Annotated in this window: 18 protein-coding genes; 6 read left to right on the forward strand and 12 right to left on the reverse strand. The window is 71.5% G+C overall.

All coding sequences use genetic code 11. From position 1 onward, the window contains the following. The first annotated feature begins 11 nt into the window (after positions 1-11). Both OV427_RS13530 and dtd read left to right on the forward strand, forming a co-directional pair. Positions 12-836 carry an ABC transporter permease gene (locus OV427_RS13530; protein ID WP_267856506.1) on the forward strand — a complete coding sequence of 275 codons (825 nt, stop codon included), beginning with the start codon at positions 12-14 and terminating at the stop codon, positions 834-836. A gap of 52 nt (positions 837-888) precedes the next feature. Continuing rightward, positions 889-1,353 (forward strand): D-aminoacyl-tRNA deacylase, encoded by a 465-nt coding sequence (dtd, locus tag OV427_RS13535; RefSeq protein ID WP_267856507.1) that lies wholly within the window; start codon positions 889-891, stop codon positions 1,351-1,353. Here the strand turns inward: dtd and OV427_RS13540 are convergent. Then, on the reverse strand, positions 1,350-2,195 hold the full coding sequence (locus OV427_RS13540; protein WP_267856508.1) for a hypothetical protein: 846 nt from the start codon (positions 2,193-2,195) through the stop codon (positions 1,350-1,352). The two genes, dtd and OV427_RS13540, sit on opposite strands and share 4 nt — an antisense overlap. Positions 2,196-2,217: 22 nt before the next feature. After that, positions 2,218-2,679, reverse strand: coding sequence for a PTS sugar transporter subunit IIA (locus OV427_RS13545; protein WP_163990524.1), 462 nt, complete (start codon positions 2,677-2,679; stop codon positions 2,218-2,220). Between the two features lie 233 nt (positions 2,680-2,912). Between OV427_RS13545 and OV427_RS13550 the strand changes: the two genes are divergently transcribed. Further along, entirely contained in the window at positions 2,913-3,545 is a 633-nt protein-coding gene (locus OV427_RS13550; RefSeq protein WP_267856509.1) for a hypothetical protein, read from the forward strand. Positions 3,546-3,704: 159 nt separating this feature from the next. Here the strand turns inward: OV427_RS13550 and hpf are convergent, their stop codons facing one another. The 8 genes from hpf to OV427_RS13590 all read right to left on the reverse strand — a co-directional run bounded on the left by hpf (position 3,705) and on the right by OV427_RS13590 (position 10,821). Continuing rightward, entirely contained in the window at positions 3,705-4,385 is a 681-nt protein-coding gene (gene hpf / locus OV427_RS13555) for a ribosome hibernation-promoting factor, HPF/YfiA family (RefSeq protein ID WP_267856510.1), read from the reverse strand. A 214-nt stretch (positions 4,386-4,599) separates the two neighbouring features. Further along, positions 4,600-5,385 (reverse strand): hypothetical protein, encoded by a 786-nt coding sequence (locus OV427_RS13560; protein ID WP_267856511.1) that lies wholly within the window; start codon positions 5,383-5,385, stop codon positions 4,600-4,602. Positions 5,386-5,451: 66 nt separating this feature from the next. Further along, positions 5,452-6,087 carry a GNAT family N-acetyltransferase gene (locus OV427_RS13565; RefSeq protein WP_267856512.1) on the reverse strand — a complete coding sequence of 212 codons (636 nt, stop codon included), beginning with the start codon at positions 6,085-6,087 and terminating at the stop codon, positions 5,452-5,454. Positions 6,088-6,189: 102 nt separating this feature from the next. After that, positions 6,190-7,707, reverse strand: a complete 1,518-nt coding sequence (gene rpoN / locus OV427_RS13570; RefSeq protein WP_267856513.1) for an RNA polymerase factor sigma-54 — start codon at positions 7,705-7,707, stop codon at positions 6,190-6,192. Positions 7,708-7,954: 247 nt separating this feature from the next. After that, a complete protein-coding gene (gene lptB, locus OV427_RS13575; RefSeq protein ID WP_267856514.1) occupies positions 7,955-8,695 on the reverse strand; it encodes an LPS export ABC transporter ATP-binding protein in 741 nt (246 codons plus the stop codon). Beyond that, the gene (locus OV427_RS13580) at positions 8,692-9,309 is read right to left on the reverse strand and encodes an LptA/OstA family protein (protein ID WP_267856515.1); all 618 of its coding nucleotides are present in this window, start codon (positions 9,307-9,309) and stop codon (positions 8,692-8,694) included. Before OV427_RS13580 ends, lptB begins: the two co-directional genes overlap by 4 nt. Then, the gene (locus tag OV427_RS13585) at positions 9,306-9,854 is read right to left on the reverse strand and encodes a hypothetical protein (protein ID WP_267856516.1); all 549 of its coding nucleotides are present in this window, start codon (positions 9,852-9,854) and stop codon (positions 9,306-9,308) included. The genes OV427_RS13580 and OV427_RS13585 overlap by 4 nt, the downstream gene beginning before the upstream one ends. Before the next feature lie 13 nt (positions 9,855-9,867). After that, entirely contained in the window at positions 9,868-10,821 is a 954-nt protein-coding gene (locus OV427_RS13590; protein WP_267856517.1) for a lysophospholipid acyltransferase family protein, read from the reverse strand. A gap of 17 nt (positions 10,822-10,838) precedes the next feature. Between OV427_RS13590 and astB the strand changes: the two genes are divergently transcribed. Together astB and OV427_RS13600 are read left to right on the forward strand one after the other, a co-directional pair. Next, positions 10,839-12,161, forward strand: coding sequence for an N-succinylarginine dihydrolase (gene astB, locus OV427_RS13595; protein ID WP_267856518.1), 1,323 nt, complete (start codon positions 10,839-10,841; stop codon positions 12,159-12,161). Positions 12,162-12,311: 150 nt separating this feature from the next. Next, complete coding sequence (locus OV427_RS13600) at positions 12,312-12,833, forward strand: aminoacyl-tRNA deacylase (protein ID WP_267856519.1); 522 nt, start codon at positions 12,312-12,314, stop codon at positions 12,831-12,833. An 18-nt stretch (positions 12,834-12,851) separates the two neighbouring features. Here the strand turns inward: OV427_RS13600 and OV427_RS13605 are convergent, their stop codons facing one another. After that, positions 12,852-15,476 carry an O-antigen ligase family protein gene (locus tag OV427_RS13605; RefSeq protein WP_267856520.1) on the reverse strand — a complete coding sequence of 875 codons (2,625 nt, stop codon included), beginning with the start codon at positions 15,474-15,476 and terminating at the stop codon, positions 12,852-12,854. Between the two features lie 103 nt (positions 15,477-15,579). Then, positions 15,580-16,224, reverse strand: a complete 645-nt coding sequence (locus OV427_RS13610) for a hypothetical protein (RefSeq protein WP_267856521.1) — start codon at positions 16,222-16,224, stop codon at positions 15,580-15,582. Positions 16,225-16,324: 100 nt separating this feature from the next. On the opposite strand from OV427_RS13610, the gene OV427_RS13615 reads away from it, so the two are divergent. Then, complete coding sequence (locus OV427_RS13615) at positions 16,325-16,615, forward strand: hypothetical protein (protein WP_324290058.1); 291 nt, start codon at positions 16,325-16,327, stop codon at positions 16,613-16,615. Positions 16,616-16,645 lie beyond the last annotated feature (30 nt).

Raw genomic sequence — 16,645 nt, forward strand, 5'->3', positions numbered from 1 at the left:
CGGAGGCGCGAGTGAGCCGCTTCCGCCTGTCCTCCTGGGGTGGCCGCTTCGGGCTCGCCGTGGCCGCGCTGTGGGTCCTCACCGCGCTCTTCGCCCCACTGCTCGCGCCGTACGCGCCGGACCGGGTGGACCTGCCCTCCGAGCTGGCACCTCCCGGCGCCGCGCACGTGCTGGGCGCGGGGGAGAACGGCATCGACGTGCTCACCCACGTGCTGTACGGGGCCCGCGTGTCGCTGCTCGTCTCCGTGTTCGCGGTGGTGCTGTCCGGACTGGTGGGCGTGACACTGGGAGGCATCGCCGGCTACGCGGGCGGCTGGGTGGACGAGGTGCTGATGCGCATCGTCGACGTGCTGCTCGCCTTCCCTGGAATGCTCCTCGCGCTGTTCATCACCGCAGTGCTCGGCCCCAGCCTCGCCAACGTCGTCTTCGCCCTCTCCTTCACCGGGTGGACGGGCTACGCGCGGCTGGCACGCGGGCAGGTGCTCACCCTGCGCGAGCGCGAGTACGTGCAGGCCGCGCGCGCCCTGGGCAGCGGGCCCGGACGCATCCTCTTCCACCACCTGCTGCCCAACGCCGCGGGGCCGCTCCTGGTGCAGGCCACCTTCGCGCTGCCGGGCGCGATTCTGGCCGAGGCCTCGCTGAGCTTCCTCGGCCTCGGCGTCCCACCCGGCACGCCGTCCTGGGGCGCACTCGTGGACCAGGGCACGCAGTACCTCCTCGTCGCCCCGCATGTGGCCCTCTTCCCCGGCGCGGCCCTGGCCCTCACCGTGCTGGGCTTCAACCTGCTCGGGGACGCGCTGAGGGATGCGCTGGACCCGCGCCACCTGGAGCGATAACGGAAGGGATTTGGACGGCCGGCCATGGCGCCCGGCCCGGGAGAACAGTTCGATGCGAGCCGTGGTGCAGCGAGTGCTGGAGGCGTCGGTGACGGTGGAGGGCCAGCGCGTGAGTGAAATCGGCCCGGGCCTGCTCGTGCTGCTGGGCGTGGGCAAGGGCGACACCGAGGCGGACGTGGCGTGGATGGCGGAGAAGCTCGCCACCCTGCGCATCTTCGAGGACGCCGCCGGGAAGATGAACCTCTCCCTCGAGGACACCTCGAAGCAGCTCATTGTCGTCAGCCAGTTCACCCTCTACGGCAACGCCCAGAAGGGCCGGCGCCCCAGCTTCATCGACGCCATGGAGCCCACCGTCGCCAAGGCCCTCTACGAGCGCGCCTGCGAGTTGCTCCGCCAGCGCGGCCTCACCGTGGGCACCGGCGTCTTCGCCGCCGACATGAAGGTGGCGCTCGTCAACGACGGGCCCGTCACCATCCTCCTGGAGAGCCCCGGCCCCGCCGCACCGAAGCCCGCCTAGATTCGGACGCCGGAGCTCTTCGTCACCATCGCGGCCAGGCCCTGCTTCGCCAGCGCGGCGTTCCTCACGTGCGCCGTGAGCGCACCCAATTCGCGCATCCAGTTGGCCGCGCGCGGCCCCAGCCCGGAGAAGGCCACCGTCAGGGGCGGCGGCAGGGCCACCTTCCCCATCCAGTAGGCCAGCACCTCGTCCTTCTCCGGCAGCGAGGACAGCTTCATCCGCTCCTGCTCTCGCGCGAGCAACCGCTCCAGCTTGCGCGGCAGGTTCACCTGCCAGTGCGCCACCATCCGCGACGGGCGCCAGGCCCAGTCCGCGAAGGCGAAGCGCCCGCCCGGGAAGTACTCCCCGCGCCCCTGGGTGCTGAAGACGCGGTCCGGGGGAAACTCCGGGAAGGGCTCCCACTGCCCCGCCAGCAGCGAGGCCAGCCCCATGTCGGCCATGGGCCGGAAGCGGATGCCGTCCCGCACCTCGCGCGCCCCGCGCGCGTCCCAGTACGGATAGCCCGGCTCCTCCAGCATCAGCGCCAGGTGCAGCGCCTCGTCCCAGACGTCCGCGTAGCCGGCCTGCACGCCGCCCACCTCCCAGCCCGCCGGGCCCTCCTGCCAGAGCAGGAAGATGAGCCGGTCCATCAGCTCCGCCCAGGGCTCCGCGTCCACCCCGCCCAGGCCTCCGGGCACCGCCGTGGACAGCATGCGCTCGCAAAGCACGCGGGCCTGGGGGTCCCCCAGCCCGTCGAGCAGGGCCTCCAGCGCACCCGGAGCATCCGCCATGGCACGGGTGAGGAACGGCAGCACCTGCTCGTGGAAGAACCGATCGTTGATCGGCCTCAGGACGACGTCCATGTTGCTCCCCCCGGAGAAAGCCTCAGGGCCGTGCGTCTTCCTGGATGATGAGGGCGTGGATGTCCGCGGCCGTGGGCGCCTCGAGGATGGCGGTCCGGAAGCGCGGGTTCTTGAAGAGCCGGGAGATGCGGGCCAGCGCCTTGAGGTGCACGCCCGCGCTGTTCTCCGGCGCCACCAGCGCGAAGAACAGGTGGGTGGGCCGCCCGTCGATGGCCTCGAAGTCCACCCCCGCGCGGGACACGCCGAAGGCGGCCTGGAGCTGGGCCATGCCCGGCAGCTTGCCGTGCGGAATGGCCACCCCCTCGCCAATGCCGGTGCTGCCCAGCTTCTCCCGCTCGCGCAGCACCTCCACCAGGCGGTCCGCGGGGAGCGCCGGGTGGGCGCGCACCAGCGTGGCGCTCAGCTCGCGCAACACCTCCGGCTTCGTCCGCGACTGCATGTCGGCGATGACGGCTTGGGGGCTGAGGAACTCGGCGATTCTCACTGACGCTCCCGCGCTGGCGCTCCTGATGGCCGCAATTACTCCTCGCCCTTCCATAGCGCAAGGGTCGCCTGTCTTCCGGAGACCATCTGCGCCCACTGCGCATCATGGCGGACGGGCCAAGGGAGCGCCACACGACGCGGCAGCCCTCCCGTACTGGGGGGCGATATGCGATTCACGGCGCGGCGTTTTTCGGAGCGAGTCCACCACGCACCACTGGACGCGAAGGAGCCGCCATGAAACGCCTGCTGCTGTCGACCGCCACTGCCCTCTCCCTGCTCGGCACGGGCTGCGCCGCCACCTCGGGCGCCCATGCCTCCACCAGTAGCGTCGCCCTGGGTGACGCCTCCGGCGAGCCCCTGCGCATCGAAGGTCCGGCCATCACCGGTCCCCACTCGTCCCTCGTCATCGGGGAGGACGGCATGCGCGGCCGCTTCCGGACCCGGAACGTCTCCCTCAAGTGGGACTACCAGCAGATGACCGGCTCGGTAGGGGACCTCGCCACCGACCTGCAGCTCGCGGAAGGGGACGACACCCGCGTCTGGGGCACCTTCGGTGGCCTCGCGGTGGACCTCACCGAGGACGGGACGTGGCTGCATGGCCGCGTGGGCGAGTGCGCCTACGCCCTCAAGCGCGAGGGGGACGGGTTCAAGGGCATGCGGGAGTGCGGCCAGGTGCTGGAGAAGGACATCGACGTATCCTTCCCCCAGGCGCTCGCCACCCGGCCGGTGGGCGAGCGGGCCGCGCTGATGACGCTGATGCTGGTGAACACCAAGGCGAAGCCCGTGGCGCCCCGGATGGGCATCGCGCCCAGGGGCGGCGTCGAGCGCAACAACAAGTTCAGCGACTGCCGCTACGCCAGCTTCTGAGGGGCCCCGCGACAGTCCGGCAGATATGCGCCCGACGGGCGGGCGTTCTGCTGGGGGAAGGTTTTCGAGACATGCCCTGGCCACACACCGGGCCAGGGCTCGCGCGCTCCGTCACCTTGAGGGGGGTGACGGGGCGCGCTTTTTTTCAAGCCCCGGGGCTCAGGTGCCCGTGGCGGCGGCGGGCGTCGCGGGCTCGTGGGGCTCGATGAGGCCGTACTGGCCATCCTTGCGCCGGTAGACGATGCACAGCGCATCCGACTCCACGTTGTGGAAGACGTAGAAGTCGTTGTTCATCAGGTTCATCTGCATCACCGCGTCATCCACCGACAGCGGCTTGACGGCCAGGTGGGTGGCCCGGACGACGCGCGCGGAGGGCGGCACGGAGTTCGTCGTCATGGGCGCCACGGAGGCCGGCCTCGGCTCGGGGGCCGCGCCCTGCGCCTCGTCGGTGTACGTGGCCACCTCGTCGGAGTCCGGAGGCATCTCGAACACCGCGTGACGGACCTTGAGGTGATTCACCAGGTCCTGCCGGTGGTGGACGCGCTCCTTGCCGTGATGCGTCTTCAGCTTGTCCCGGTAGCGCCGCAGCTGCCGCTCGATTTTGTCCATCGCCAGGTCGATGGACGCGTACATGTCGTCGCTCTTCTCACGCCCTCTCAAGACCCACGCGCCCGAATGGATGGTGATGTCCGCGTGGTGGAGGTGCCGCTCCAGCGAGAGCACCACGTGGGCTTCCCCGGCCCTGTCCAGCAATCGGTTCACCCGTTCGACCTTCTCTCGGGCGTACTCCTTGAGGGAATCCGACGTGCCGAATTGACGGAAGGTGATGTTGAACTGCATGCGCGGCTGCCTCCTAGGGAGAGAGGGGAGCTCCGTGACAGATCAGAAACGGTCTGACCCCGCGAAAGCAACCCGCCCCCCCAGGTTCCCTCTTCCCGAGCGCACCGCGCGTCCGAGGCCGGACATCCGGAAGCAACCGGGCGTCGCTGGCCTCGGCCCGCATTGAGTCCCGGGCCCGCGAGCCTGCTAGACTCACGCGCCGCGTCAGCTCGGACTACTGGATGGTGACGACCCGCTCCTCCGAGTGGAACACCGCTCCGCTGCACGAGGCCACGCCCGCGCATTCCAGCACCGTGGCGCTCGCGCTCCCGCTCAGCGTCAGCAGGTGGTTGGCCACCGGCGTGCTCGCGGGGATGGTGAAGGTGACGAGCCCTCCGTCCTGCGTGGAGGGCACGGTGGCCGCGGCCGTGCCGCCCTCGCGCAACAGGGTGACGGTGACGGGGCCGGGGACTTCGTCGCTCGGCTGCCAGCGGTACGAGTAGGCCTGCCCGCGCGACAACCGGTCCGCGGCGCCAGCGCCCTCGAAGGAGAAGGTGCGCTTGGCCTTGCCGTTGTCGAGGACGAGGGACACGGTGCCGCTGCCGTCCTGGATGACGAAGCGGGCGTCCTCGACGGGCTGCTGCGCCCAGACGTTGGGGTCCACGTCGAGGAAGGCGCGGGTGGGCTCGCACACGTCCCGGCCCGCGGTGCCGTTGATGCCCCCGAGCTCCAGCGTCATCGGCTGGCCGTTGAAGGTGGCCGTGGCGCCGTCATTCAGGCGGGTGCAGCGCTCACCGCCGGCCAGGGAGAAGTCGAGCGTGACGCGGTGGGCGCCGGGCGGCTCCACGCCCTCGAAGACGTCCACGTCGCTGATGGCCCAGGTGAGCGTGCGGTCCGCCAGCCCGGTGAGGGAGAGCGTCTCGGATTCGGCGTCGTCACCGCAGCCCGTCAGCAGGCCGACCGTCACGAGCGAGCCCACGACGGTGACGGCCGCACGACGAAGAGAGGAGAGGAGGTGCATACGTGCCGCACCCTATACCCACCGGGCCCCGGAACCGGGAGCGAACGGCGGGGCAGGTGTCCGGTTTCAGCGGGCGAGGAAGCCCTCCAGGCGGGCCTTCACCTCGGGCCACTCGGTGTCGATGACGCTGTAGTACGCGCTGTCGCGCACGAAGCCGCCCCGCACCAGCATGTGGTTGCGGAGGATGCCCTCGAACTTCGCGCCCATCCGTTCAATGGCCGCGCGGGAGCGCACGTTGCGCCGGTCCGTCTTGAGCTGGACACGCATGCACCCGAGCGTCTCGAAGGCGTGGCGCAGCAGCAGGTATTTGCACTCGGTGTTGATGCGCGTGCGCCAGACGCGGCGGGCCAGCCACGTGAAGCCAATCTCCAGCGTCCGGTTGTCGCGCTGGATGTCCAGGTAGCGCGTGCTGCCCACCGGCTGGCCCGTCTCGCGCTCCAGGATGACGAAGGCCTGGTCCGTGCCGCGCTCCGCCCCGGCGAGCGCGCCGGAGATGAAGTCCTCCACGTCCGCCCGAGTGCTCAGCACGCGCGAGAACCAGGTGAAGATTTCGGGCTCGCACAGCGCCGCCAGCGCCGGCGCATGCTCCCGCCGCAGCGGCTCCAGTCGGACGGCCTGCCCCTCCAGGACGACGGGCGGGACGACGAGCGGCACGGGCTCGCGGCGGGGCGAGTCAGCGGAATCAGACGGGGAAACGCTCATGGCACGGCACTGTGCCGCCATGCGGGCACGGTGACCAGGGACAGTCTCCCGAGGGGGAGGCCGTCACAGTCACCGGCCCGGACTTCGGAGCCTGTTCGAGGCTCAGTAGTACCGCTTGCGCTTGCTGCTCGGGAGGATGCCCAGCACCTCTCGGTACTTGGCCACCGTGCGGCGGGCAATCTCGGTGCCCTGCGCGCGCAGGAGCTCCACAATCTTCTGGTCCGAGTACGGATTGCGCGGGTCTTCCTGCGACACCAGCTGCTTGATGTGGTGCTTCACCGCCTCGCTCGCGGTGTCCTCACCGGAGACGCGGGCGATGGACGAGTTGAAGAAATACTTCAGCTCGAAGATGCCCTGCGGCGTGTGCACGTACTTGCTGGTGGTGACGCGGCTCACCGTGGACTCGTGCATGCCGATGTCCTCGGCCACGTCGCGCAGGATGAGCGGCTTCAGGTGGGCGATGCCCTTGTCCAGGAAGTCCCGCTGGAACTTGATGATGCTCTCGGTGACCTTGTAGATGGTCCGCTGGCGCTGGTGGATGGAGCGGATGAGCCACATCGCGCTGCGCAGCTTGTCCTGGATGAAGTCCTTCGTCTGGCCGGGGCCCACGGCGCCCGTCTTCAGCGCGTTCCGGTAGGTGCCGGAGATGCGCAGCTTGGACAGGCCGTCGTCGTTGAGCACCACCGTGTAGTCTTCCCCCATCTTGTAGACGAAGACATCCGGGGTGATGTACTGCGCGTCGTCGCCGCTGAAGTTGCGGCCCGGCTTCGGGTCCAGCTTGGGCAGCAGCTTCACCGCCTCCACCACCTCCTCCATGGGGACCTTCAGGTCCTTGGCGATGGCGGGCAGGTTCTTCGACTCCAGGTACTTCATGTGGCGCTTGATGATGAGGCCGAGCAGGGCCGCGCCCTTCTCCTTCATCCCCTGGAGCTGGATGAGCAGGCACTCCTGCAAGTCACGAGCGCCGCAGCCGCGGGGCTCCAGCCGCTGGATGCGGCTCAGGGTCCGCTCCGCCACGTGCATGGGCACGTCCGCCTCGTTGGCCAGGCGGATGAGCGGGTCTCCGTCGACGTCCGGCAGCTTGAGGTAGCCGTCGTCATCCAGGTTGCCGAGGATGAGCATGGCGACGCGGCGCTCGGCGTCGTTCAGGCGCAGCGTGCCCAGCTGCTCCTGGATGTGGTCGACCAGGTCCTCCTTCTTCACGAGGTTGGCCTCGAACGACGGCAGGTCGTCCGTGGCCACGTTGCCCTTGTTGGAGGCGGTGGTCGGCTCGTTGAACTGGTAGCTGTTGAGGTACTGCTCCCAGTCGATTTCCGGCGGGCCCTCGCCGTCGGCCTTGAACTCGGGGGCGGTGTCGGCCGTGGCGGCCGGCATCTCCATGTCGCGGGGCACCTCGGCGTTGTCCGCCTCCAGGGAGGCCTCGCCCGGCTCCTTGTCGACCAGGTCGCCAGGCGCCTGCTCGTCCGGCTGCTCAAGGAGCGGGTTCTGCTCCATCTCCTCGCGGACCTGCTCGAGCAGTTCCATGCGCGAAAGCTGGAGGAGCTTGATGGCCTGCTGCAGCTGCGGCGTCATCACCAGCTGCTGCGCAAGCTTCAGGCTTTGTTTCAGTTCCATCGCCATGAGACGGGGCTCCCGAGTTGACTCAGTCCCTCACAATCTGGGACCACAATCAAAGACCGTGCCAACGTAACAAGATGCCCCGGGTTCGTCTAGTGGCGAAAAGGTGGTCCCTTGCTTGCATAGTTCAAATTCTGCAAGGAAACCAACATGTTACACACACTCCGCGTGAGGCGCGGGTGTTCACCGGCCGACGCAAAAGCGAGGCCAACCCATCTTAGTCACTCGGTTGGCTGGTGGGGAGTCGTGTTCAGAGCGCCTGTTGCAGGCGGAAGCGCTCTCCCAGGTAGACGGCGCGCGCCTTGGGGGAGGCGGCAATCTGGGCGGGAGTGCCCTCTTCGAGAATCTGCCCCTGTGCGATGATGTACGCGCGGTCGCAGATGCCGAGGGTGTCCTGGACGTTGTGGTCGGTGATGAGGACGCCGAGGCCGCGCTCGCGCAGGAGGAAGATCTGCCGCTGGAGGTCGCCCACGTTGATGGGGTCCACGCCGGCGAAGGGCTCGTCGAAGAGGATGAAGCGGGGCTGGGGAATCAGGCTGCGGGCAATCTCCGCGCGGCGGCGCTCGCCACCGGAGAGCGTCTCGCCCAGCGACTCGGCGACGTGCGAGAGGCCGAACTCCTCCATGAGGGCGTCGGCGCGCTGCTCGCGGGTGCGCTTGTCCAGGCCCTTCTGGAGCTCCAGCACGGACAGGAAGTTGTCGCGCACGGTGAGCTTGCGGAACACGGAGGCTTCCTGCGGCAGATAGCCCACGCCGCGGCGCGCGCGGCGGTGCATGGGCAGGTGGGTGAGGTCCTCGTCGCCCACGCGCACGCGGCCGGCGTCGGGCGTCACCAGGCCCACCACCATGTTGAAGCTCGTCGTCTTGCCGGCGCCATTGGGGCCCAGCAGGCCCACGACTTCTCCGGGCGCGACGGTGAAGGACACGCCCCCCACCACCTTGCGCTTGCGGTAGGTCTTCTCCAGGCCTTCAGCGGAAAGCTTCGCGCTCACTTCGCCGTGCCTCCCTGCGCCGCGGGCGGCGCGGCCGGTGCTGGTGCCGCCGGTGACGGGCGGGCGGGAGTGCCAGCGCCCTTCCGCCGGGGCGGCGTGGGGGCCGTCGAGGGCGGCGGCTCGAAGATGATGACGGCGTTCTCCACTTCGAGCCGTTCGCTACCCAGCGTGAGGCGAACCTTCGTCCCCCGCATGTACGTGGTCCCCTGCCGGGCCTCCGGGGAGCCCGTCACCACGAGCGCACCGCTGGCCACGTCGTACTCGGCGCGCTCGCCGCGGGCCATGCGGTCGCCGTCCTCGGCCTGCACGCCGCCGGTGCACACCACGCGCGTCACCACGCGGGGCTGGGTGTAGTAGGCAATCATGCGGTCGCAGCGCAGGTTCATCGTCCGGTGCGTCGCCTTCACGTTGCCCGTCAGGGTCGCCTGGGTGCGCTCGCCCTCGATGCGGTCGGCCGAAATCTGCACCGGCTCCTTCAGGTTCGTCGGCGCCAGCGAGCTGCCCGGGCGCGAGCCCGCGTCGGCGGCGGGCGGCACTCCCCCGTCGACGGGAGCCGCCGCGGCGGCGGGCACCGGTTGGGCGACGAAGAAGGCCATCACGAGGAACTCAATCACTCTGCCGCTCCCAGCACGGTTTCCACCGAGCCATCGAAGATGAACGTCTCGTCCTGCGTGGACAGCTCGAAGCGGTCCGAGCGCAGCCGGTAGTCCGGCCCCTTCACCGTCACGCCCTCGTTTCCTCGCGCCTGCCCGGTGGTGGCGTCGTACGTCAACCGGGGCGTCTCCACCACCATGCCCTCCCCCGTGCGGATGACGACGCCGCCGGAGGCCACCAACTGCTTGGACGCGAGGTTGCCTTCCATATTCGGGGCGCGCACCACCATGCCCCCCGAGGTGCCGGCCGGGCCCTTCACCGCACCCTGCCCCGGGGGCACCTTCAGCACCGCATTCGTCCCCTGCACGTCGCCGCCGGCCCGCTGGTACGTGAGCCGCTCGGCGGTGCCGGACAGGGTGAGCTGCTCGCCCTGGTAGGACTCCAGGCGCGCGCCGTGGAGCACCACCTGGGGTGGAGGCTGCTCCTGGGGCCCTTCCTCGCGGGGACGGGGCGTGCAGGCGGCGAGCATCAGGACGGCGAGGCTGGCGGCGGGCAGACGCGGCACGGGCCCCTCCTTATCACCGGGCCGGGGCCGGCGCCGCCTCGGGAAGCGGCGAAGGTGCGGCGGGGGACGGACGCGTCTTCCAGCGCTGGTGCATCCACACCCACTGTTCGGGCGTGCGGCGGATGGCGGCCTCGATTCTCGCGGACAGCGCCGCGGTCAGCTCGAGGGCCGCGGTCTCGCGGTCGTCAGCCTGGGGCACCGGCACCTCTTCCATGGACAGGCGGTACCCACCCTCCACGCGGTGGCAGAAGCCCGTCACCACCGCGGCGCCGGTGCGGATGGCGAGGTCCGCCGCCGCGCGGGGCGTGGCCGCCAGTTGTCCGAAGAAGGGCACGAAGAGCGACTGCACCCGCGTGTCCTGGTCGATGAGGATGCCGAGGATTTCGCCACTGCGCAGCGCGCGCAGCATGGCCCGCGCCGCGCCCTCCTGGCCGCGCCAGATGCTCCGCACGCCGCCGCGCTCGCGAAAGCGCCCCACCAGCTCCGTGAGCCGGGGGTCGGTCGTCTCCTTGGCGATGCTCTGGCTGGGGTAGCCCGCGCGCGCCACGCGGCGGGCGAGCAACTCCCAGTTGCCCACGTGCCCGGAGACGAAGACGACGCCGCGCCCTCGGGCCAGCGCCGTCTCCAATACGCGACGGTCCTCCTCCGGCCAGGCGACGAGGCGCTCCAGCCCCCGGTCCAGCGCGCCGGTGCAGGCCACCTCCAGGGCGGCGGCGCCCAGGTGGCGGAAGGCGGCGCGGGCCACGGCCTGCCGCTCCGCGTCGGACTTCTCCGGGAAGGCCACGGCCAGGGACTTCAGGGCCTTGCGCCGCTCACCGCCGGCCAGCGTGTAGGCCAGTGCCCCCAGACGTGCGCCCAGGGCCCGGGCGACGCCCAGGGGGAGGGGTTGAAGGAGCAACAGCACTCCGCGGATGAGCACGTAGCGGAGGAAACGTTTGAGGCGCTTTGCTAAGGGTGGACGCTCCACGAGGCGTTCAATATCCCATGCGCGAATACAACTTCGACGGGCTCGTCGGCCCCACCCACAATTACGGCGGCCTCTCGCCCGGCAACCTGGCGTCGCAGAGCCACGTCGGAGAGCCGAGCCACCCCCGGGAGGCGGCGCTCCAGGGCCTGGAGAAGATGCGCTTCGTGTCCGGCCTGGGCGTGGGCCAGGCCGTGCTGCCGCCCCAGCCGCGCCCGTCCCTGCGCGCCCTGAGGGCGCTGGGCTTCACCGGCACCGACGAGGAAATCATCACCCGCGCTGCGCGCGAGGCGGAGCACCTGCTACGGCTGACCTCCAGCGCGTCCGCCATGTGGACGGCCAACGCGGCGACGATTGCGCCGAGCGCGGACACGGCGGACGGCCGCGTCCACCTGACGCCCGCCAACCTGTCGCAGATGTACCACCGCGCGATCGAGGCGGAGACGACGCACGCGGTGCTGCGCTCCATCTTCGCGGACGAGCGGTACTTCACCGTGCACCCGCCCCTGCCGGGCAGCGGCCACTTCGCGGACGAGGGCGCGGCCAACCACACGCGGCTGGCCACCCCGGGGCACCCCGGCATCCACCTGCTCGCCTGGGGCCGAAGCGCGTGGCAGGACGTGCAGGGGCCAAAGCGCTTCCCGGCGCGGCAGACGCTGGAGGCGAGCCAGGCGCTGGCGCGGCTCCACAAGCTGGACCCGAAGTCGGTGCTCTTCCCGCAGCAGCACCCGGCCGGCATCGACTCGGGCGCGTTCCACACGGACGTGCTGGCGGTGGGCAACGAGCGCTTCCTGATGCTGCATGAATTGGCCTTCGTGGACCACCCGGGGCTGCTCCAGGTGCTGCGCGAGAAGCTGGGCCCGGACTTCCGCGCGGTGGTGGCCAGCAGCGCGGAATTGCCGCCGAAGGACGCGGTGAAGTCCTACCCGTTCAACTCGCAGGTGCTGACGCTGCCGGATGGCACCATGGCGATTGTCGCGCCCATGGAGAGCCGCGAGACTCCCGCGGCGCGCCAGTTCCTGGAGCGCGTGGTGGCCGAGGACACCCCGGTGAAGGCCGTGCACTACCTGGACGTGCGCCAGTCGATGAACAACGGCGGCGGCCCGGCCTGTCTGCGCCAGCGGGTGTGGCTGACGGACGCGGAGCGCAAGGCGGTGACCGCGGACGTCTTCTACACGCCCGCGCTGCACGACTCGCTGGCCGCCTGGGTGCGGCGCCACTACCGCGAGGTGCTGCGGCCCAAGGACCTCCAGGACCCGCAGCTGGTGCGCGAGACGATGAACGCGCTGGACGACCTGACGCGCCTGCTCAAGCTCGGCAGCGTCTACGACTTCCAGCGCTGAAATCCGGCTCCCCCGCTCCCCTGCCCTACCGGCGGGCCTCCAGGCCCCCGGTGGGTGGGAATGCCCACGGTGGAGCCAGACGGCGGCGTCGTACCATGGTCTCAACCGGCGGGACGCATCACCTTCTCCGACAAGGAGGTGACATTCCCCATGATTCCGGAATCCATCCAGCATTACCTCCAGCGCCACCGCGTGCGCTTCGAGCGCTACTGGCATCCGCATGCGGTCAGCGCCCAGGAGTTGGCGGAAGCGCTGCATGTCTCAGGCTGGCGCGTCGCCAAGTCCGTCATCGTGCTGGCGGACCGGCAGCCGTGGATTGTCGTCGTGCCCGCGGCGGGCACGGTGGACCTGCAGCAGGTCCGCGACATCCTCAGCGCGCGCAGCGTGCGGCTGGCCACGGAGGCTGAGTTCTCCAGCCACTTCCCCGACTGCGAGGTGGGCGCGGAGCCCCCCTTCGGCGAGCTCTATGGCCTGCCGGTGGCGGTGGACGAGTCCCTCAGCCTGACGGAGCGCCTGCTCTTCCGGGCGGGCTCGCATGAGGAGGCACTGGAGATGCGCTTCCAGGACTTCGCCACGCTGGAGTGGCCCCTGGTGGCGTCGTTCATCCGGCGTGAGCAGCGGCAGGCGGTGGGCATCCCAGCGGTGGCGATGGAGTCCCACGCTCCCGCGTGACGACGCGAGCGGCACGGGCTACGGGATGTCGGCCGCTTCGCCCGCGCCACCGGTGTTGCCCAGCAGGTGCTGCAGCTCCTGGGCGTGCGGGTCGTCCGTGAGCTCCTTGCGGCGCGTGTCCACCCGGGTGCGCTCCTCGGCCTCCAGCCGGGCCGCCCAGGCCTCGGCCTCCTTGCGTGAGCCGGCAGGCAGCAGGCGCAGGCCCTCGTGGACCGAGCGGGCCGCGGCGTCATACCGGTGCAGCGCCTCCTGCGTGCGGGCCACGGCGAACCAGGCATCCGGTCCGGGTGCCAGCCGCGCGGCGGTCTGCCGCAGCTCCACGGCGCGGGACAGCAGCCCCTCACGCTCCAGGCACGACGCCTCCATGGACAACAGCCGCGCGCGCTGCGCGTAGTCGGTGAGGAACGGGGACACCGCCTGCAGCGTGTCCTTCGCCCGCCGCGTCAGCCCCGCGTCCAGTTGCTGCGAGGCCAGCGTGAAGGACAACTCCACATGGCCCGGGAAGCGCGCCAGCAGTCGCTCCAGCGTCTGGAGTGCCTCGTCGCGTCGGCCCTGGGCCCGCAGCACCTCCGCGCGCAGCAGGTGCGTGTCCAGGGACTCCGGCTCCAGGCGCTCCACCTCGGCGCACGCCGTCTCCGCGGCCGGCAGCTCGCTCTTGCGCAGCCGCAGCCGCGCCTCGCGCGCCCACAGCGCCGCCTGGCCCGGGCGGCCCTCGAAGTGCTCGCGTGCCCAGCCCGAGTAGGCCAGCGCCGCGCCCAGCCGTCCCGGCGTGTTGCCCAGCGAGTCCAGCAGCCGCACCGCCACTTCCGGCGCGTCCGGCGTCAGCGCGGCCAGGTCCTCCAGCGAGCGCACCCGGCGCAGGGCCTCGCCCTGGAGCACGGACAGGTCTCCGGCCTCGTACGCCAGCCGGTACTCCAGGAAGCCCTGCGAGCGGCGTCCCAGCTCCAGCAGCGCCCGCGCGGCCACCCGGTGCGCGACGGCGTCATGGGGCGACAGGTACAGCGCGCGGTTGATGAAGGCCAGCGCCTCGCCCGCGACCTCGGGGCCCCGGGCCGCGTAGGCCGAGGCCACCAGCCGGTAGAGCAGGTAGTCCGAGGGGTGCCGGTCGATGAGCGTCTGCCCGCGCGCGCGCACGTCGGACTCCGGCGCTCGCGCGGTGACGAGCCCCGCCAGCTCCGCCTCCGCGTCGGACAGGTGGTGCCGGCCGGGCACCAGCGCCACCAGGGCCAGCCCCGTCAGCGCCACGCCCGTGCCCAGCACCCAGGCGGAGGGCTTCACGCACCCCGGCTTCGTGGCCCCGGTGCGCTCGCGCTCGCGAGGCCGGGCCACCGCGCCCAGCACCACCAGCGCCGCCACCGCGCACGCCGGCAGCTCCAGGCTGAAGTCGAAGAGGTCATGCAGCGCCAGCGCCGCCACGCCCGCCAGCGCGGACAACTCCAGCGCGTCCAGGCCCTCACGGCGCAGCAGGCGCGCGAAGCCCCATGCGGCCACCGCCAGTAGCAGCAGGCCCGGCACGCCCAGCTCCACCGCCCCTTGCAGCACCGCGTTCTCCGGGTGCGTGAAGGTGTTGGGGTTGGGCTCGGACTGGTAGCGCGGGAAGGCCGCCTCGAAGGCGCCGCGCCCCATGCCCAGCACGGGGAAGGCGCGCGCCGTCCGGGCCATCATCGGCCACAGGCCCACCTTGGAGTGGCGCAACTCCTCCACGCTGTCCGCGCTGCGCGCCTCCGCCCACAGCCGGTCCGCCGCGGTGTACGCGCCCACCGCCAGCACGGCGAGCAGCCCCAGCAGCGCGGCGGCGCTTCGAGCCCACACCGGGGGCGTGCGCCCCGCCGTTTCACGACGCCGGCGCAGCAGCAGCACCGCCAGCAGCGCCTGGCCGAAGACGAAGAAGGCGATGCCGCCGCGCGACAGCGTCAGCACCACGCCCAGCCCGCCCGCCCCCGCCGCCAGCGCGTACGGCAGCGCGCGCGAGCGGGGCCGCGTGGTGAGCGCCAGCCCCAGCGCCACCGTGGAGGCCAGCCCCAGGAAGCCCGCGAGGTGGTTGGGGTTGCCGAAGGGCGTCACCAGCGTGGGCCGCGCGTCGACCCAGGGCAGCACGCCGAAAAGGGACTGCACGCCGAGCAGCGCGTGCCCCAGCCCCACCACCACCAGCGCCGCGCCGGTGAAGGCCAGCACCGCCAGCAGCCGCTCGCGGCTGAGGCGCGCGCGGCACACCTGCACCGCCGCGAGGAAGGAGAGGAGATACGCCACGTGCTTCGCCAGCTCGCGCCAGGTGGCCGGCGGGTCCAGCGACACGGGCCGCGCGCCGCCCAGGCCCATGGGTACCAGGGCGAAGTCGCGCAGCGCCGCGGCCTCCGGGCTCAACACGTCCAGCACGCCCGCCGGCAGCGGCACCAACTGCACCGCGCACAGCACCGCGCCCGCGGCCAGGGGCACCGCCAGCAGCGGGAAGCGCAGCGACTGGCCCTGCCGCCTCGCGGCCACCGCCGCCAGCACCGCCGCCGCACCGGAGAGCGCCACCAGCGGCCACAGCACCCAGCGCGCCGCGCCACCGAGCGCCACCGGGCCCAGCACCACGAGCGCCGCCAGCGCCGCTTCGGCGAGCAGGGTGAATCGGGACGTGCCGCGGTGGGAGGATGACATGGGGGGCGGGGGGCCGGCGGAGTATGTCACGGCCCTTCACACCCGCCCGCTTCCGGCCCCTCCACCCGGCCGTAAAGGGGCCGGGCGTGCGTGGGGCGGCGCGTCAGAAGCGCAGGGCCACCAGGGGCAGCGTGGGCCGGGGCTGCCAGCGGCGCGCCTGCAAGGTGCTGCGCGCGTCGCGGCGGGCCTTCAAGTCCCGCAAGTCGTCCTCCATGCGGATGCGCTCGCGGACGAGCTCCTCGCGCCGGGCCCGGTTGGCGCTGGACTCCTGATAGCCGGTGACGAGGCCCGCGATGAGCAGCCCCGCGCCCACTGCGCCCGCCACGGTCAGCCCCGTGCCCAGGTTCACCAGCGTGTCCCGGTCATCGACGTTGTCCTCATCAACGCCGATGATGATGAGGGGGATTCCAATCAGCGCCAGCGGCGTCAGCACGTAGCCGAAGTACGCCATCACCAGCGAGCCGATGGGGAAGTTCACGTCGATGGAGCGAATCTCGCTCTGGAGCAGGCCCACCTGGGTGGTCAGCTCGCGGATGCGTGCGTCCAGCTCCGCGTCCCCGGGAAGCGCCGCGGGCGGCGCGGAAGGCGGCGCGGGCGCCACGTCCGGGGCGGTGTCCTGGGGGGCCTGGGCCACCAGCAGCCGCGCGGACAGGTGCCGGCCGGAGGTCGGGGGCTCCGGGGACAGCAGGGATGGCCGTTGAGAAGCGGGCGAAGCGGCCAGCAGGACGGTGACCAAGAGTGACAGCATGAGGCGGGTCCCCCCGGAGTGTGGAGCAGGCGGGCAACCCTAGCATCCGCCCCGCCACTCCTGACCTCGCGGGCTGCTTGCATCCGGGGGTCCTTCTGGCATCTTCGCCGCACACATGCGCCGCCTCCTCATCACCGCCGCCCTCCTGTGCTCCACCCTGACCGGCCTCGCCGGCTGCAAGGGCGCCTGCCGCGAGCTGTCGGAGAAGCTCTGCGACTGCTCCACCAACTCCGTGGAGAAGGAGCTGTGCCTCCAGCGCGCCGCCCAGGAAGAGAGCCGCGTGGAGCCCACCGAGGAGGACGAGGCCGTCTGCGAGGGGCTCGTCGAGGGCTGCGACTGCCGCGAAATCGAGACCGAGGCCGGCAAGCGCGCCTGCGGCCTGTCCCGCTGACGTTCCTCCGCGAGGCCGGGGCCCGCGAGC

The sequence above is a fragment of the Pyxidicoccus sp. MSG2 genome, assembly GCF_026626705.1.
Taxonomy (GTDB): Bacteria; Myxococcota; Myxococcia; order Myxococcales; family Myxococcaceae; genus Myxococcus.

What these genes read in the sequence shown, in the direction of transcription:
- dtd (WP_267856507.1), top strand. Translation starts at nt 889, where the DNA reads ATGCGAGCCGTGGTGCAGCGAGTGCTGGAGGCGTCGGTGACGGTGGAG.
- OV427_RS13565 (WP_267856512.1), bottom strand. Translation starts at nt 6,087, where the DNA reads ATGAGCGTTTCCCCGTCTGATTCCGCTGACTCGCCCCGCCGCGAGCCC.
- hpf (WP_267856510.1), bottom strand. Translation starts at nt 4,385, where the DNA reads ATGCAGTTCAACATCACCTTCCGTCAATTCGGCACGTCGGATTCCCTC.
- rpoN (WP_267856513.1), bottom strand. Translation starts at nt 7,707, where the DNA reads ATGGCGATGGAACTGAAACAAAGCCTGAAGCTTGCGCAGCAGCTGGTG.
- OV427_RS13600 (WP_267856519.1), top strand. Translation starts at nt 12,312, where the DNA reads ATGATTCCGGAATCCATCCAGCATTACCTCCAGCGCCACCGCGTGCGC.
- OV427_RS13550 (WP_267856509.1), top strand. Translation starts at nt 2,913, where the DNA reads ATGAAACGCCTGCTGCTGTCGACCGCCACTGCCCTCTCCCTGCTCGGC.
- OV427_RS13605 (WP_267856520.1), bottom strand. Translation starts at nt 15,476, where the DNA reads ATGTCATCCTCCCACCGCGGCACGTCCCGATTCACCCTGCTCGCCGAA.
- OV427_RS13540 (WP_267856508.1), bottom strand. Translation starts at nt 2,195, where the DNA reads ATGGACGTCGTCCTGAGGCCGATCAACGATCGGTTCTTCCACGAGCAG.
- astB (WP_267856518.1), top strand. Translation starts at nt 10,839, where the DNA reads ATGCGCGAATACAACTTCGACGGGCTCGTCGGCCCCACCCACAATTAC.
- OV427_RS13560 (WP_267856511.1), bottom strand. Translation starts at nt 5,385, where the DNA reads ATGCACCTCCTCTCCTCTCTTCGTCGTGCGGCCGTCACCGTCGTGGGC.
- OV427_RS13610 (WP_267856521.1), bottom strand. Translation starts at nt 16,224, where the DNA reads ATGCTGTCACTCTTGGTCACCGTCCTGCTGGCCGCTTCGCCCGCTTCT.